The sequence below is a fragment of the Pseudomonas sp. 21LCFQ02 genome, from assembly GCF_024129895.2.
Taxonomy (GTDB): domain Bacteria; phylum Pseudomonadota; class Gammaproteobacteria; order Pseudomonadales; family Pseudomonadaceae; genus Aquipseudomonas.
Window position 1 is genome coordinate 1,169,521 of sequence record NZ_CM178749.1, and the last position, 15,662, is coordinate 1,185,182.

At 61.8% G+C, this 15,662-nt stretch carries 12 protein-coding genes; 5 read left to right on the top strand and 7 right to left on the bottom strand.

Annotation, left to right across the window (positions count from 1 at the left end):
• Positions 1-185 precede the first annotated feature (185 nt).
• Positions 186-1,532 carry a sigma-54-dependent response regulator transcription factor AlgB gene (algB, locus tag NJC40_RS05530; RefSeq protein WP_045485131.1) on the top strand — a complete coding sequence of 449 codons (1,347 nt, stop codon included), beginning with the start codon at positions 186-188 and terminating at the stop codon, positions 1,530-1,532.
• A gap of 18 nt (positions 1,533-1,550) precedes the next feature.
• A complete protein-coding gene (locus tag NJC40_RS05535) occupies positions 1,551-3,338 on the top strand; it encodes a KinB sensor domain-containing domain (RefSeq protein ID WP_253141001.1) in 1,788 nt (595 codons plus the stop codon).
• 43 nt (positions 3,339-3,381) lie between these two features.
• Here the strand turns inward: NJC40_RS05535 and NJC40_RS05540 are convergent, their stop codons facing one another.
• From NJC40_RS05540 to NJC40_RS05560, 5 genes are all read right to left on the bottom strand, one after another.
• Positions 3,382-4,161 carry an N-acetylmuramoyl-L-alanine amidase gene (locus tag NJC40_RS05540; RefSeq protein ID WP_253141000.1) on the bottom strand — a complete coding sequence of 260 codons (780 nt, stop codon included), beginning with the start codon at positions 4,159-4,161 and terminating at the stop codon, positions 3,382-3,384.
• Between the two features lie 79 nt (positions 4,162-4,240).
• Positions 4,241-6,397: a GGDEF domain-containing protein gene (locus NJC40_RS05545; protein ID WP_253140999.1), complete on the bottom strand. Its 2,157-nt coding sequence runs from the start codon at positions 6,395-6,397 to the stop codon at positions 4,241-4,243.
• Positions 6,398-6,412: 15 nt separating this feature from the next.
• Positions 6,413-7,279: an endonuclease/exonuclease/phosphatase family protein gene (locus NJC40_RS05550; protein ID WP_045494036.1), complete on the bottom strand. Its 867-nt coding sequence runs from the start codon at positions 7,277-7,279 to the stop codon at positions 6,413-6,415.
• 10 nt (positions 7,280-7,289) lie between these two features.
• Positions 7,290-7,934, bottom strand: a complete 645-nt coding sequence (locus tag NJC40_RS05555; RefSeq protein ID WP_045485139.1) for a thiol:disulfide interchange protein DsbA/DsbL — start codon at positions 7,932-7,934, stop codon at positions 7,290-7,292.
• 354 nt (positions 7,935-8,288) lie between these two features.
• On the bottom strand, positions 8,289-8,903 hold the full coding sequence (locus NJC40_RS05560) for a c-type cytochrome (RefSeq protein WP_045485141.1): 615 nt from the start codon (positions 8,901-8,903) through the stop codon (positions 8,289-8,291).
• Positions 8,904-9,439: 536 nt separating this feature from the next.
• Between NJC40_RS05560 and yihA the strand changes: the two genes are divergently transcribed.
• Positions 9,440-10,081 (top strand): ribosome biogenesis GTP-binding protein YihA/YsxC, encoded by a 642-nt coding sequence (yihA, locus tag NJC40_RS05565; protein WP_045485143.1) that lies wholly within the window; start codon positions 9,440-9,442, stop codon positions 10,079-10,081.
• 313 nt (positions 10,082-10,394) lie between these two features.
• Here the strand turns inward: yihA and polA are convergent, their stop codons facing one another.
• Positions 10,395-13,169 carry a DNA polymerase I gene (polA, locus tag NJC40_RS05570; protein WP_253140998.1) on the bottom strand — a complete coding sequence of 925 codons (2,775 nt, stop codon included), beginning with the start codon at positions 13,167-13,169 and terminating at the stop codon, positions 10,395-10,397.
• A gap of 74 nt (positions 13,170-13,243) precedes the next feature.
• Between polA and NJC40_RS05575 the strand changes: the two genes are divergently transcribed.
• Together NJC40_RS05575 and NJC40_RS05580 are read left to right on the top strand one after the other, a co-directional pair.
• Entirely contained in the window at positions 13,244-13,531 is a 288-nt protein-coding gene (locus tag NJC40_RS05575) for a DUF2782 domain-containing protein (RefSeq protein WP_045485148.1), read from the top strand.
• A 42-nt stretch (positions 13,532-13,573) separates the two neighbouring features.
• Positions 13,574-14,524, top strand: coding sequence for a homoserine kinase (locus NJC40_RS05580; protein WP_253140997.1), 951 nt, complete (start codon positions 13,574-13,576; stop codon positions 14,522-14,524).
• Between the two features lie 123 nt (positions 14,525-14,647).
• On the opposite strand, the gene znuA is transcribed toward NJC40_RS05580, so the two are convergent.
• Entirely contained in the window at positions 14,648-15,652 is a 1,005-nt protein-coding gene (znuA, locus tag NJC40_RS05585; protein WP_492180504.1) for a zinc ABC transporter substrate-binding protein ZnuA, read from the bottom strand.
• Between the last annotated feature and the right edge of the window lie 10 nt (positions 15,653-15,662).

Below are 15,662 nucleotides of genomic sequence, written 5' to 3' on the forward strand. Positions count from 1 at the left end.
GCCTGGCTCGGGTTAATGCTGCTACCAGGCGGTTTTCACGACAGCAGGACAGCCAAATCCGCCAGTTAGCCAAGGCCGAAGCAGATAGCTACCATGCTTGCCGCATAATCAATCAGAATTGACCATGCAACTTGCCCGATGATTCCGAGACTAACCAAGACTATTCACTTAGGAGCGTAGGAAAAATGGAAGCAGCCACTGAGAATCAGGGCCGTATTCTGCTTGTGGACGACGAGTCCGCGATCCTTCGCACCTTCCGGTATTGCCTGGAAGACGAGGGCTACAGCGTAGCCACGGCCAACAGCGCGGCACAGGCCGATGCCCTGATGCAGCGCCAGGTCTTTGATTTGTGTTTCCTGGATTTACGGTTGGGCGAAGACAACGGGCTGGATGTATTGGCACAGATGCGCGTGCAGGCGCCATGGATGCGTGTCGTGATCGTCACCGCGCACTCTGCCGTCGACACCGCCGTGGACGCGATTCGCGCCGGCGCGGCCGATTATCTGGTCAAACCGTGCAGCCCCGACCAATTGCGCCTGGCCACCGCCAAGCAGCTTGAAGTGCGCCAACTGTCGGCTCGTCTGGAGGCACTGGAAGGCGAGATCCGCAAGCCCAAAGACGGCCTGGACTCGCACAGCCCGGTGATGATGGGCATTCTGGAAACGGCGCGGCAGGTGGCGGTCACCGATGCCAACATCCTGATCCTGGGTGAGTCGGGCACCGGTAAAGGCGAGCTGGCCCGCGCCATTCACGGCTGGAGCAAGCGCGCCAAAAAGTCCTGCGTGACCATCAACTGCCCGTCGCTGACCGCAGAACTGATGGAAAGCGAGCTGTTCGGTCATAGCCGCGGGGCGTTCACCGGCGCCAGTGAAAGCACACTGGGGCGGGTCAACCAGGCCGACGGCGGCACCTTGTTCCTCGACGAGATCGGTGATTTCCCGCTGACCTTGCAACCCAAGCTGTTGCGCTTCATTCAAGACAAGGAATACGAGCGGGTCGGCGACCCGGTCACCCGCCGTGCCGATGTGCGAATTCTGGCGGCCACCAATCTCAACCTCGAAGACATGGTGCGCAGCGGCAAATTTCGTGAAGACCTGCTGTACCGCCTGAACGTCATCACCCTGACCTTGCCGGCCCTGCGTGAGCGTGGCGAAGACATCCTGACCCTGGCCGACCGTTTTCTGGCGCGCTTCGTCAAGGAATACGCCCGCCCGGCACGGGGCTTCAGCGAAGAAGCACGCAGTGCGCTGCTCAACTACCGCTGGCCCGGCAATATCCGCGAGCTGCGCAACGTGATCGAGCGCGCCAGCATCATCTGCCCGCAGGAGCGCGTTGAAGTCACCCACCTGGGCATGGGCGAGCAGCCGGTCAGCAATGCACCACGGGTCGGCGCCGCGATGAGCCTCGATGAACTGGAAAAGGCCCACATCGGCGCGGTACTGGCGACCAGTGACACACTGGACCAGGCGGCCAAGACACTGGGTATCGATGCCTCGACGCTGTATCGAAAACGCAAGCAGTACAACCTGTAAGTCAGTAATTGGTGTCACATGAAGTTGGCAATGAAATTGCGCACACGCCTGTTTCTGAGTATCTCGGCCCTGATCACAGTGGCCCTGCTCGGGCTGGTCCTGGGTCTGGTCAGTGTCATGCAGATGGCACGTACTCAGGAGTCGATGATTCAGCACAACTTCGTGACTCTGGATCTGGGCCTCAAGCTGCGTCAGAACCTGGGTGATCAGTTGGTCATGATGCTCGACTCCGAACCCAACCCGCAGGCACTGGGTAAGCTGCAGACCCAGTTCGAAGGGTTGCTGGCCGAAGGTGTCGAGCACGAGCGGCTGAGAACCGGCACCCACGGTTTTGAACAGACCCAGCAGTTCTATCAGCAATTCATCCAGGCTTATCGCAACAACAGCGAGGGCGGCCTGAGCATCCGCAAGAACCCTGAGCTGAGTGCCAGCTTCAACAACCTGCGCAATGACTTGCTGGGCGCCTATCGCAGCGCCCTGGACAACATCAACGCGGCCGAGCGTGATTCACGCGAGCGCGCGTACTGGATCGCCGGGCTGCTCAGCCTGGTTGCTCTGGCCGTGCTGTGCATCGGGTTTGTCACTGCGCATGGCATCGCCCGCCGCTTTGGTGCACCGATCGAAGCTCTGGCCAAGGCCGCCGACAAGATCGGCCAGGGCGATTTTGACGTCACCCTGCCTATTTCACCGGCAGCGGAGATGAACCTGCTGACCCGCCGCTTCGGCCTGATGGCCGAGGCGCTGCGCAAACACCAGGCCACCAATATCGACGAACTGCTGGCTGGCCAGCAACGCCTGCAAGCGGTGCTCGACAGCATTGACGACGGCCTGTTGATGATCGACCGCCAGGGCCAGCTTGAGCACCTCAATCCGGTCGCCCAGCGCCAGCTTGGCTGGGACGAAAGCCGCCTCGGCCAACGTCCCGGCGAAGCGCTGGCACGCCCGGAGCTGGACGAAGAGATTCTCCTCAACCTGCGCGGCGGCACCCTGGAGCGCGCCCCGGAAGATCTGTGCATCGAGATCGACGGCGAATCACGGCTGCTGACCTACAGCCTGACCCCGGTCAGCCATAGCGCCGGGCACATTCTCGGCGCGGTGATGGTCCTGCATGATGTGACCGAGCAACGCGCCTTCGAGCGGGTGCGCAGCGAGTTCGTTTTGCGCGCCTCCCACGAACTGCGCACCCCGGTGACCGGTATGCATATGGCCTTCGGCCTGCTGCAGGAGCGGGTGCATTTCGCCGAAGAAAGCCGCGAAGCCGACCTGTTCAATACGGTCAAGGAAGAGATGCAGCGCCTGATGCAATTGATCAACGACCTGCTGAACTTCTCCCGCTACCAAAGTGGCCTGCAGAAACTCAAACTGGCGCCGTGCGCCATCGATGACTTGCTCGAAGAAGCGCGCCAGCGCTTTATTGATCGCGCCCAGGAACAGAGCATCATTCTTCAGCTCGACCTGCAAGAAAATATCCCGCGCCTGCACGCCGACCAGTCACAACTGGAGCGGGTACTGGACAACCTGCTGGACAACGCCTTGCGCCACACCCCGGAAAACGGCCTGATCCGCCTGCAGGCCCGGCGTCATGGTGAACGGGCGATCATCAGTGTCGAAGACAGCGGCGAAGGCATTGCGTACGGCAATCAGGCGCGGATCTTCGAGCCGTTTGTTCAGGTCGGCCGCAAGAAGGGCGGCGCGGGCCTGGGGCTGGCCCTGTGCAAGGAAATCGTCCAGTTGCATGGTGGACGCATGGGCGTGTATTCACGGCCGGGCCAAGGCACCCAGTTCTATATGGCCTTGCCGTTCTGACCGCCAGCCGGGTGCCGCCCGGCCGGTCCTACGGGGCCGTGCTTCAGCGCTGGCTGTTGAGCACCTGCAACATCGCCGCACTCTGCGCATCCGGTTCGCCGTCGAAGCGTTGCGGGCGAAAGCGCATCTGGAAGGCGGCCAGTACATTGCGGGTTTCGGTGTCCAGCACGCCGGTCTGCGGAGTGCTGTAGCCGACTCTGGCCAACTGCTGCTGGAACCACAGGATGTCTGGCAGGCGCACGGCAAACAGTGCCTGCTGGCTGGCGACCAGACGCTCGTCAGGCCAGATACCCAAGCCTTCCTGGGCCAGCCGCTTCCAGGGGAACAATGGTCCCGGGTCGAGCTTACGCATCGGCGCAATATCGCTGTGGCCAATGATGTGCTTTGGCTCGATGCCGTTGCGCTTGACGATATCCTTGAGCAAGACAATCAGCGACTGGATCTGCGCTTCACTGTAGGGGTACCACAGCCGCCCGTTCGGGCCTTCGGTAAAGCCGGGGTTGACGATCTCAATGCCGATCGACGAGGAGTTGAGCCAGGTGCGTCCGTCCCACTGGCTGTCGCCGGCGTGCCAGGCGCGGGCATTTTCATCGACCAGTTTGAATGTGGTGGCCCGGCTATCGTCGCCAATCAGGTAATGACTGCTGACCTGGCCGCTGGTCAGCAGTTGCAGCGAGCGCTCCTGAGACGCCGAGGTGTAGTGCAGGATGACGTACTGGATACGGTTATCGAAATTCTTCGAGGGGTGGCTGGTGTCCAGCCGGGGGCCGCTAGCGCAGGCACTGAGAACCAGAAGGGATACAACAGCGAAAAACAGCTTCATGACATCCAACTATTCAAAAATCATAACGGAACGGGCGCAGATCGCCCGATGATTGAAAACCGCCCGCCAGGTGAGCCACTCACCCTTGTTCAACCCGGTTGCGGCCGCTTTCCTTGGCCCGATACAGCGCCTGGTCAGCGCGCTTGAGCGCAGTGTCGCTGCGTTCAGCAGCGCGCAGATCGGTCACCCCAATCGACACCGTGATAGTCACCGGCTCGCCCTTGAAGTGGAACGGGCAACGCTCCACCGCCGCACGCAGCTCATCGAGCATCAACAGCCCGGTTTGCAGCTCAGTGGCCGGCATCAGCAAGACAAACTCCTCACCGCCAAAGCGAGCCAGGAAATCGGTGGTGCGCAGACGCCGGTGCAGCTCCTTGGCGACGATCTTGAGCACCTTGTCGCCGGCCAGATGCCCATAGCCGTCATTGATGCGCTTGAAGTGATCCAGATCCAGAATACCGATCAGCAGGCTATCGCGGTTCTGCTGCCAACGGGCGATTTCCCGCTCCAGACGCTCGCCCCACGCCGCCCGGTTGGGCAGGCCGGTCAGCGGGTCGAGCAGCGCCTTGCGCCGCTGCTCTTCCAGATTGGCACGCACGCCCAGCGCTTCCTGCTCCATGCTCGCCACCCGGCCAGCCAGGCTTTGCAGGCTTTCGGCGACTTCACGCTCGCGCTCGTCGCGCTTGCGCTGATAGTCATCCATGGCGCCGAGCATGCCTTCGAGGCGGCTTTCCAGCACCCGCTTGAGGCTGATCAGGTCCGATGCCTCCTGCACGCTGCTTTGCAGATCGTCGACCTGTTCGCGTAACTGGCTGTCGAAATCCCGTGCCGAACAATGGCTTTCCTGATACCCCTCGTTGACCGCCTGCAAGCCACTCTGGAACGACTCAAGACGCTGATTGAGCTGCTTGAGGTAGGTTTCGAATTCGTGCTGACCACTGTCGCTGACAGCCAGCATCAAGATTGCAAGATCATCGAGAATCGGTAGCAGTTCGTACCAGTTCAACCCATGTTCGAGGCGATGGCGCATCGACTCGGCATGTGGCCGGTGGATTTCGGGCAGGTTGAGGTCTTCAAGCAGGCCCAGCAGGGTCTCTTCGATGTGTGCGGCCACCGAGCTGTAACTGGGCTCCGGTGAGGACGGCAAGCCGTATTCGCCGTCCGCCGCTTGCTCCTCGGCAGCTTCTTCGGGCTCGTCGGCCTCACGCTCGGCTTCGAGGGCTTTTGGCGTATCCGCAGCGGCCTGCGGCAATTGCTGGAACGGCACCGTCGGTACCGGGGCCAGCAACGCATCAACCTGTCCTAGCCCGTTCAACGGCGGGGCGCTGGCCGGGGTCTGCGGCTCGGCTTTGATTTCGCCTGAAGCCAGCGCCGGCACAGGCTCTACAACCGGCGCAGCGCTCGGCGCTTCGGGCGCCGGGGCGACTTCAGCCAGGGGCGCAGGCTCAATGGTGTTCTGAGGAGCAGGTTCAACGACAGCCGGTTCGGCAGAGACCGAATGGGCGGCAGGCGCTCCTGCTGGTGCAGAACTGACCGGCTTGGTTGGCTCAGGGTGAACGGCAACAAGTTCCTGCGGCGCAGCAGGACGCGGTTGTTCCTCGACCTCGGCAGCGTCATCGTCGTCGGCAACCGGTTCACCGGGCCGGGCCGCTGCAGACGGCGCCGCAACAGCGGCGGCGGCAGGCTCGCCAGGTTGCGGGTCATGGGTTTCATCGCGCGAACCGAACAGGCGCTCAAGCAAGCCGGGCCGGTGACCCTCGTCAGGTCGCTCAATGGCGTCGAGTGCCTTGCCTTGCAAACCGCTGAGTTCGCTGAGCAGCAGCGGCAGCTCACGGGCCTGGGTGGCTCGATCATCGAGGTTTTTGGCGAAGCGCTTGAGCGGCTTGCGCACCTCGCGTGGCAGCGGCAGGCTCTGCAACTGGGCGACCAGCGCGTTCAGCGCATCACCGATCTGCCCGACCCGCACTTCACGGCGCTGCTCGGAGTCGAGCACGGCCTTTTCCAGACGCGGGATCAACCCGGCCAGCCCGGCGTCCATGTCATCCTTGCGGACGATTTCGCGCATTTCCTTCATGCATTCGTCGACCGCCCGGTCGGTACCCTCCGCCGCCAGGCTGCTGCGCACCAGACCACGGCGCAACAGGTCGAGACGGGCCTGCCAGCGCTTCTCCAGACGGTCCTGCTGCTCGATGCCCTTGAGGTACTTCTCTTTCCAACGCTCGGCGTCGTCACTCATGTACGGGATTCACTGTCAGATTCCGCTAGGAACAGGTAAGGAGTCCCCGCACAGCGACGCTGGCAGACGGATCTCTACCGCCACGGGCAGATGATCGGAAATGGGCTGGGCCAGCACCTGAACCCGTTCCAGGGTCAGGGTCGGGCTCAGCAGAATGTGATCCAGGCAGCGCTGCGGGCGCCAGCTGGGAAACGTTGCTTCGATTTGCGGCGCCAACAGACCCAGATCGCGCAACGGCGAGTGCTCAAGCAGGTCGGTGGCGTGGGTGTTCATGTCGCCCATCAGCACCTGATGGCGATAATTGCCGATCAGTTCGCGGATATAGGCCAGTTGCCGGGTGCGGGTGCGGGCACCGAGCGCCAGGTGCATCATCACCACCACCAGCGCGTCGTCACCTTCGCCGAAACGCATCAGAATCGCCCCGCGCCCGGCCGGGCCGGGCAACGGATGGTCCTCGATCGAGCCAGGCTTGAGACGGCTGAGCACCCCGTTGCTGTGCTGGGCCAGGCGCCCCAAGTTGCGATTGAGCTGCTGATACCAGTAGGGAAAAGCCCCCAGTTGTGCCAGATGCTCGACCTGGTTGATGTAGCCGGAGCGCAGACTGCCGCCATCGGCTTCCTGCAACGCCACCAGGTCGAAATCACCGATCAGCGCACCGATTTTTTGCAGGTTACCGGCCCGGCCGAAGTGCGGCAGCACATGCTGCCAACTGCGGGTCAGGTAATGGTGATAGCGCTGGGTGTTGATACCCACCTGGATATTGAAGCTCAACAGCCGCAGACGACCGTTGTCCGGCAAGCCGCTGGCACTCAGGTGATGTTCATTGACCTGCGGGTCTCGCAGGCCGGCGACACGCTCGTTACCCTTGCCCCAGCGGCGCATGGCGGCGGGCTTACTGGCCGGCCTTGGCAGCTGCACGCTCTTTGGCGATCAGCTGGTCGGCGACCTGCAACGTGGCTTCCGGGCCACCGGAAGTACCCAGGTCAAAGCGGTATTTGCCATTGACGACCATGGTCGGTACGCCAGTGACCTGATACTGCTTGGCCAGCTCTTTGTACTTGGCGATCTTGCCTTTGACGGCGAACGATTTGAAGGTGCTGAGGAACTTGTCTTTGTCGACGCCTTGGGTGGCCAGGAATTCAGCCATGTCTTCAGGGTCGGTCAAGCGCTGGCGCTTGTTCTGGATGGCATCGAAGATGGCCGCGTGAACCTTGTGCTCGACGCCCATTTCTTCCAGGGTGATGAACAGTTGGCCATGGGCATCCCAAGGGCCGCCGAACAGTGCCGGAATGCGCACGAAATGCACGTCGGCGGGCAGCTTGTCAGCCCATGGGTTGATGGTCGGTTCGAATGCATAGCAATGCGGGCAACCGTACCAGAACAGCTCAACGACTTCGATCTTGCCAGGCTCCGACACAGCCACCGGACTGCTCAGTTCGACATATTGTTTGCCTGCCTCGATCGGCTGGGCGGCCTGTGCGGTCATGCCGAACACACTGGCGGCTACCAGAGCGGCGCTGAGAATCAGGTTACGCATGCATTACTCCTGGGGTCATGAGGGTCGCTCGCGGCGATGTCTGTTTCGACCGCTCGTCGCGGCAGCGGTTCGTCCGTTTCAGCCTGAATCATCAATACATGATGATCGAGCACGGAAAAGCGGAGTCTACTGCTTGTAAATGAGCATTCCGAGTCAATTTTCAATACGGCAACCGTCCCTCGGAACAGTTCGAGGGTGCCTGCCGCCGCAGCAACGAGTGTAACGTCGGTGATAACGGGAAAGGTTAGCTCAGGATTAACAACCGATCAGTCGAACGGCGCTGATGGCCGGCCACTGTGTTGGGCGGGGCAGGAGAGGGCAGCGCTTGCCCCCTCCCGGTAAAGATCAGACGGCTTAATGCAGGCCCTGAATATACTGGGCCAGCGCCTCGATGTCTTTGTTACTGAGTTTTGCGGCGATTGAGCGCATGACCATGCTGTCGCCATCGTTGACCCGCTCTTCTTCGCGAAAGGCGGTCAGTTGTTTCTTGATGTAGTCGGCATGCTGACCGCTCAGGCGAGGGTATCCGGCCGGGGCGTTGCCGGCGCCGTCAGGAGAATGACAACCGATGCAGGCCGGCATGCCGTCTTCGAGTTTGCCGCCACGGAACAAGGCTTCACCGCGAGCGACCAACGCCGGGTTGGCGGCACCGACACTGCCTTTCTGGCTGGCGTACCAGGCGGCAAGATCGGCCAGGTCCTGATCATTGAGGGGCACCAGCAGGCCGGTCATTTCCGGCACCGTGCGCTTGCCGCCCTTGATCTCCTGCAATTGCTTGAGCAGGTAGCGCTCGCCCTGGCCGGCGAGTTTGGGAAAGTTGCCTATCGGGCTGTTGCCATCCGGGCCATGGCAGGCGCCACACACCAGCGCTTTGCCTTGTCCGGCGGCAGCGTTGCCGGCCAGGTCGGCGGCCTGCGCCCCTGCGCAGACCCCCAGGGTCAGTAGCAGACTCACGAGCAATGTGTTCATCAGGTCATCCAGATCGGGCTATAGGTGAAACGTCAGGCAGCGACCGGCTCGCCCCTCCAGCGGATGAAGGTTGGCGACCCCGACAACTGCGGTGCTTGCACATTTCCACGCGACGGCAACGATTTGAATGGCCACTGAAACAACCGTTACGTCCGGTTATTCAGCAAAAACCTTTCAGGTTGAAAGCGGACTGCGTTCTAATGCGCATCGGATCCTGCAAACAGCCGGCGACGGTTAGTACGCCGACCAGATCCTTTTCTCGCTTTAAGAGGGCGTCTACAAAATGGCTGCACTCGGCAATACTGCGTTGAAATCGACCTCAAAATGCTTATGTACTTATGTACACTGCGCTTTTTCGCCCGATTTCGCTTTGTCTTGCCTTCATTCGCCTATTTTATAAACGCCCTCCAAGTGCTCATTCACCTGAGCCAGGCGAAATCCACACAAAGTTTGCGGCATTATATACTCCATGCCGCACGACTGGAAACGACACCTCTTGCCGCACCCCTTGCAGCAGGGCTTTTACCGGAAATCACATGCAACTCAAGAACCCCATCCTCGGCCTCTGCCAACAGGCCAAGTTCATGCTCAGCGCCGCCAAGGTCGATCAGTGCCCTGATGATGCGGGCTTCGAAGTCGCGTTCGCCGGCCGCTCCAACGCAGGCAAGTCCAGCGCCCTGAATACCCTGACCCACGCCAACCTGGCGCGTACCTCCAAGACGCCGGGGCGCACCCAGTTGCTGAACTTCTTCCGCCTGGACGATGACCGGCGGCTGGTCGACCTGCCCGGTTACGGTTACGCCAAGGTGCCGATCCCGCTCAAGCAGCACTGGCAGCGCCACCTGGAAGCCTACCTAGGCAGCCGCGAGAGCCTCAAGGGCGTGATACTGCTGATGGACGTGCGCCATCCAATGACCGACTTCGACATCATGATGCTCGACTGGACGGTGGCCAGCGGCATGCCGATGCATATCCTGCTGACCAAAGCCGACAAGCTGACCCACGGCGCGGCAAAAGGCACCTTGCTCAAGGTTCAGGCACAGATTCGCAAGAGTTGGGGCAATGACGTAACCATCCAGCTGTTCTCGGCGCCCAAACGCCAGGGCCTGGAAGAAGCCTACCGCGTGCTGGCCGGCTGGATGGAACTGGCCGACAAAGAGCCCGCCGCGCAGGCCTGAAACGCTGCGCCAGTCGGCGCGGCCGTTTTACAGGCAAAAAAAACCCCGGACTTCATATGGGGAGGGGGAAGTTCGGGGTTCAAGGTCCGGACCCCTCAGGGTGGGTTCCGGATATCTGCCAACACTTAACACAACATAGGAGCATGACTGGCCTTGCGAGCCAATCGTGAACTCTGACCCGGTGTTGGCCGATTAAGTTCCTGGCGTGAACAAATGTTCATGTTGGCGGCGGTGAACGCCGTTCGCGGCTAAAGCCGCTCCTACAGGCATCCGAGGGCACCGTAGGAGCTGCTTTAGCCGCGAAAGGCACGAATCAGTGCGCCTCGTCCCAGTTGTTGCCCACGCCGACATCCACTACCAGCGGCACATCCAGCGTTGCGGCGGTGCCCATGTGATCGCCAATCTCGGCGCGGATCTGCTCGACCAGATCCTCACGCACTTCGAGCACCAGTTCGTCGTGGACCTGCAGGATGACCCGGGCATCCAGCCCTGATTGATCCAGCCAGTTGCTCACCGCCACCATGGCTTTCTTGATGATGTCGGCAGCAGTGCCCTGCATCGGCGCGTTGATGGCCGTGCGTTCGGCGCCAGCGCGCTGTTGCTGGTTGCTGGAAAGAATTTCCGGCAGGTACAGGCGACGACCGAACAGGGTCTCGACATAGCCTTTCTCGGCGGCCTGCTCGCGGGTACGCTCCATGTAGTCACGCACGCCGGGGTAGCGGGCAAAATAGCGGTCGATATAGGCCTTGGCCTGCTTGCCATCGACGCCGATCTGGCGTGCCAACCCTTGGGCGCCCATGCCGTAGATCAGGCCGAAGTTGATCGCCTTGGCGCTGCGGCGCTGGTCGTTGCTGACCTCGGCCAGCTCGACACCAAATACCTCGGCAGCGGTTGCCCGGTGCACGTCCAGGCCATTTTGAAAGGCATGCAGCAGGCCTTCATCCTTGGCCAGGTGGGCCATGATGCGCAGCTCGATCTGCGAATAGTCCGCCGCCAGCAGTTTGTAGCCCTTTGAGGCCACGAACGCCTGGCGAATACGGCGGCCTTCAGCGGTGCGCACCGGGATGTTCTGCAGGTTCGGCTCGCTGGACGAGAAGCGCCCGGTGGCGGCGCCGGCCTGGTTGTAGGAGGTGTGCACGCGCCCGGTACGCGGGTTGATCTGGCCAGGCAAGGTGTCGGTGTAGGTGCTTTTGAGCTTGCTGATCGTGCGGTAGTCCTGCAGCAGCTTTGGCAGTTCATGACCTTCATCGGCCAGCTTCTCCAAGACCTCGACTGCCGTCGATGGCTTACCGGTCGGGGTTTTGCCGCGCACGGGCAGTTCCAGCTTTTCGTAGAGGATCTTGCCCAGTTGGCCAGGCGAGCCCAGATTGAACGATTCGCCGGCCAGCACGTACGCCTGCTGCTCCAGCTCAGCCATCTTGTCGCCCAACTCGATGCTCTGGACGCCCAGCAGCGCCGCATCAACCCTCGCGCCGTTGCGTTCCACCTGGGCCAGCACCGGCACCAGCGGCATCTCGATGTCGCTCAGGACGCTGACCAGCCCCGCCTCGGCCTTGAGCTTTTCAATCAGCACCTGATGCAGGCGCAGGGTAATGTCAGCATCCTCGGCCGCATAAGGCCCGGCCTGTTCCAGCGGGATCTGGTCAAAGGTCAGCTGCTTCTTGCCCTTGCCGGCGATGTCTTCAAAACGGATGGTCTGCACGCCCAAGTGCCGGGCAGCCAGGCTGTCCATGTCATGCGAGGTCACCGAGTTGAGCACGTAGGATTCAAGCAGGGTGTCAAACGCCACGCCGCGTACGGTAATGCCGTTGGCCGGGTCACCGCCGATGGCGCAGTTGGCGAGGATGTTGATGTCGTACTTGGCGTTTTGCCCGACCTTGGCCTTGTTCGGGTCTTCGAGCAGTGGCTTGAGCGCCAGCAGCACCGTGTCGCGGTCCAGTTGCTCGGGCACGCCCATATACGAGTGGGTCAGCGGAATATAGGCCGCTTCACCGGCCTTGACCGCGAAAGACAAGCCGACCAGTTGCGCCTTCTGCGCGTCCAGCCCGGTGGTTTCGGTGTCGAAGGCAATCAGTTCGGCACTGTTGAGCTTTTCCAGCCAGGCATCGAAACGAGCCTGCTCCAGAATGGTTTCATAGGCCGCCGGGGCGGCGGGAACGGCGGGCGGCGGCGCAACGGCGGGTTGCGCCGCTTGCTGGCCGGCACGCCGTGCACCGCGCTCGACCTCGCCGATCCAGCTCTTGAACTCCAGCTCGGTGTACAGCTCGATCAGCTTTTCGTGGTCCGGCTCACCGATGACCAGCTCATCGAGGCTGACGTCCAGCGGCACATCGCACTTGATGGTCGCCAGCTCGTAAGACAGCAAGGCCATGGCCTTGTGCTCTGCAAGCTTGGCGCCCAGGGTCTTGGCGCCGCGAATCGGCAACGCAGCCACGGCATCGAGGTTGGCGTACAGCTCGGCCAGACCGCCACCGATACCGACCAGCAGGCCGGTGGCGGTCTTTTCGCCGACCCCCGGGACACCGGGGATGTTATCGACCTTGTCGCCCATCAGCGCCAGGTAGTCGATGATGTGTTCAGGACCGACGCCGAATTTCTCTTTTACGCCAGCGACATCCAGCACGCTACCGGTCATGGTATTGACCAGCGTAACGTGCCCATCGACCAATTGAGCCATGTCTTTGTCGCCGGTAGAGATGATCACCGGCCGCTGCGCCGCCGCACTGCTGCGCGCCAGCGTGCCGATCACGTCGTCGGCCTCGACCCCTTCCACGCACAGCAGCGGGTAGCTCAACGCCTTGACGCAGGCATGTAACAGGTCGATCTGCACCCTCAGGTCATCGGGCATGCTCGGCCGGTTGGCCTTGTATTCGGCGAACAGTTCATCGCGGAAAGTACCGCCCTTGGCGTCGAAAACCACGGCAAACGGGCTATCGGGGTATTGTTTGCGCAGGCTTTTGAGCATGTTCAGCACACCCTTGACCGCACCGGTGGGCAGACCCTTGGAGGTCGTCAGCGGCGGCAGGGCGTGGAAGGCGCGGTACAGATAGGACGAACCGTCCACCAGGACGAGGGGTGCTTGGCTCATGAGCAGATTCAACCTTTTCGGCGGGGTCGGCGCTAAAATGCGTGGACCATGGACAACAAAGGGGCAAGGTTATCATGCGCAAGATAAATCGCTTGGTGTTGACCGGCCTGTTACTGGTCAGCCCGCTGCTGGCGGTGGCCGCCGAGGACGCACCGTCGGCCGACCCTGAAGTCACGATCCGCACCGAAGGCGACAAGACCATTCAGGAATACCGCCAGAATGGCTTTCTCTATGCGATCAAGATCACGCCCAAGAACGGCAAGCCGTATTTCCTGGTGCGCGCGGATGGCACCAGCCCCAATTTCATTCGTTCCGACCAACCCGACATGTTGATTCCGCAGTGGGAAATCTTCAGCTGGTAAACTCCCCGTCCACTATCACTATTTGAGCTGGCAGTCCCTGATATGTCCGTCTTTACCCCCCTGGCCCGGCCCGAGCTGGAAACCTTTCTCTGCGCCTACGGGCTCGGCCGCCTGCTTGACTATCAGGGCATTGCTGCCGGTAGCGAGAACACCAACTACTTCATCAGCCTGGAGCAGGGCGAGTTCGTCCTGACCCTGGTCGAGCGCGGTCCGGTGCAGGAGATGCCGTTTTTCATCGAACTGCTCGACGTACTGCACGCCGCCAACCTGCCGGTGCCCTATGCCATGCGCACCACCGACGGCCAAGCGCTGCGTGAGCTCAAAGGCAAGCCGGCGCTGCTGCAACCGCGCCTGGCCGGCAAGCACATCAAGCAACCCAATACCCAGCATTGCGTGGCAATCGGCCAATTGCAGGCACGCGTGCACCTGGCAACCCGCGACAAGGTGCTGGAGCGCAAGACCGACCGGGGCCTGAGCTGGATGCTGGATGAAGGGCGCAACTTCCTCTCGCACCTGAGTGCCGAACAGGCCGCGTTGCTGGACAAGACCCTGCAAGAGATCGACCAGCACTTCCAGGCCATTCTCGACCTGCCGCGCGCCAACCTGCACGCTGACCTGTTCCGTGACAACGCAATGTTCGAAGGCACCCACCTGACGGGGGTGATCGACTTCTACAACGCGTGTTCCGGGCCGATGCTGTATGACCTGGCGATTGCGTTGAACGACTGGTGCTCTGAGGAAGACGGCGCTCTTGACCCGCTGCGGGCCAAGGCTTTTTTGGGTGCCTACGCCGCGCTGCGCCCGTTCACCGCTGCCGAGGCCACGTTATGGCCGGTGATGCTGCGCATTGCCTGTGTGCGCTTCTGGCTGTCGCGGTTGATCGCTGCCGAGGCGTTTGCTGGCCAGGACGTGCTGATTCATGATCCGGCGGAGTTTGAAAAGCGTCTGGCGCAGCGTCAGGACGTGGCTCTACCGTTGCCGTTCGCACTGTAAAAAACACTCGGTGCCGCGCGAACGCAGAACCTCGTAGGAGCCGCTTTAGCGGCGAAGCATCGCCAGGAAGCATTCGCGGCTGAAGCCGCTCCTACGCGTACCCACACACGCCCACCAGCCCGGTCAGAGACTTTCCAGGCAGCCGGCCAGATCGTTGGCGATTTTTTCCAGCAGCTGTTCGTAGCCATTGGCGGTGGCCGGGGTGTAGCCGCCCAAGGCGTCGAGTTCGGCCAGCTTGACCGGCAGGCCGGCGCTCAGGGTTTCGGCCAGTTTCGGCCGCAGTGGCGGCTCGCTGAAAACGCAGGTCTTGCCCGACTCCTTCAAGCGCTCACGCATCGCGGCAACGTGTCTGGCGCCGGGCTGTACTTCACTGGCGACACTGAATACGCCGGTGTGTTTGAGGCCGTAGGCCTGTTCGAAGTAGTCGTAGGCCTCGTGGAACACGAACCAGGGCTTGTCGCCAATCGTGCTGACCCGCGTCTTGATTCGTGCATCAAGGGCGTCCAGACGCTTGCTGAACGCCTGAGCGTTGCTGGCATAACGCGCCGCGTTGGCCGGGTCGGCAGTGCTGAGGTCGGCGGCCATTTTCGCTGCGATCACCCGGGCGTTGACCGTTGACAGCCACAGGTGCGAGTCGAGGCTGCCGGGGCGGTGGTCGTGGTCATGTTCTTCGTAGCCGGGGTCTGCATCATGGTCGCCATGATCGTGTGCAGCATGATCATGGCCGTCATGCGCATCGTGGTCATGATCGTCATGCGAGGCCTGATCTTCACCGAAGTGGCGCAGGCTCATGCCCGCCAGCCCCTGCACGGCAACGGCTGGACGGCTGCGGTTTTGCAGCACGCGGGGCAGAAAGCCTTCCATATCAGGACCGATCCAGTAGAGCAGGTCGACATCGGCGACCCGCCGTACGTCGGATGGGCGCAAGGCATAGTGGTGCGGCGAAGCACCGGGCGGCAGCAACACTTCAGGACTGCCAACGCCATCCTGGACCGCAGCGGCAATCAATTGCAGCGGTTTGATGCTGGTCAGGACCTTGATTTCAGCCGCGGCCGGAGCCGCCTGGGCAGGGATGGCAGCGGTCAAACCGGCAGCCAGAACGACGAAAAGCGTAAAAAGTCGACGCACGAGAAACACT

Excerpts from the sequence above, each read along its gene's own strand:
- algB (WP_045485131.1), top strand. The coding sequence starts at position 186 with ATGGAAGCAGCCACTGAGAATCAGGGCCGTATTCTGCTTGTGGACGAC.
- NJC40_RS05535 (WP_253141001.1), top strand. The coding sequence starts at position 1,551 with ATGAAGTTGGCAATGAAATTGCGCACACGCCTGTTTCTGAGTATCTCG.
- NJC40_RS05540 (WP_253141000.1), bottom strand. The coding sequence starts at position 4,161 with ATGAAGCTGTTTTTCGCTGTTGTATCCCTTCTGGTTCTCAGTGCCTGC.
- NJC40_RS05545 (WP_253140999.1), bottom strand. The coding sequence starts at position 6,397 with ATGAGTGACGACGCCGAGCGTTGGAAAGAGAAGTACCTCAAGGGCATC.
- NJC40_RS05550 (WP_045494036.1), bottom strand. The coding sequence starts at position 7,279 with ATGCGCCGCTGGGGCAAGGGTAACGAGCGTGTCGCCGGCCTGCGAGAC.
- NJC40_RS05555 (WP_045485139.1), bottom strand. The coding sequence starts at position 7,934 with ATGCGTAACCTGATTCTCAGCGCCGCTCTGGTAGCCGCCAGTGTGTTC.
- NJC40_RS05560 (WP_045485141.1), bottom strand. The coding sequence starts at position 8,903 with ATGAACACATTGCTCGTGAGTCTGCTACTGACCCTGGGGGTCTGCGCA.
- yihA (WP_045485143.1), top strand. The coding sequence starts at position 9,440 with ATGCAACTCAAGAACCCCATCCTCGGCCTCTGCCAACAGGCCAAGTTC.
- polA (WP_253140998.1), bottom strand. The coding sequence starts at position 13,169 with ATGAGCCAAGCACCCCTCGTCCTGGTGGACGGTTCGTCCTATCTGTAC.
- NJC40_RS05575 (WP_045485148.1), top strand. The coding sequence starts at position 13,244 with ATGCGCAAGATAAATCGCTTGGTGTTGACCGGCCTGTTACTGGTCAGC.
- NJC40_RS05580 (WP_253140997.1), top strand. The coding sequence starts at position 13,574 with ATGTCCGTCTTTACCCCCCTGGCCCGGCCCGAGCTGGAAACCTTTCTC.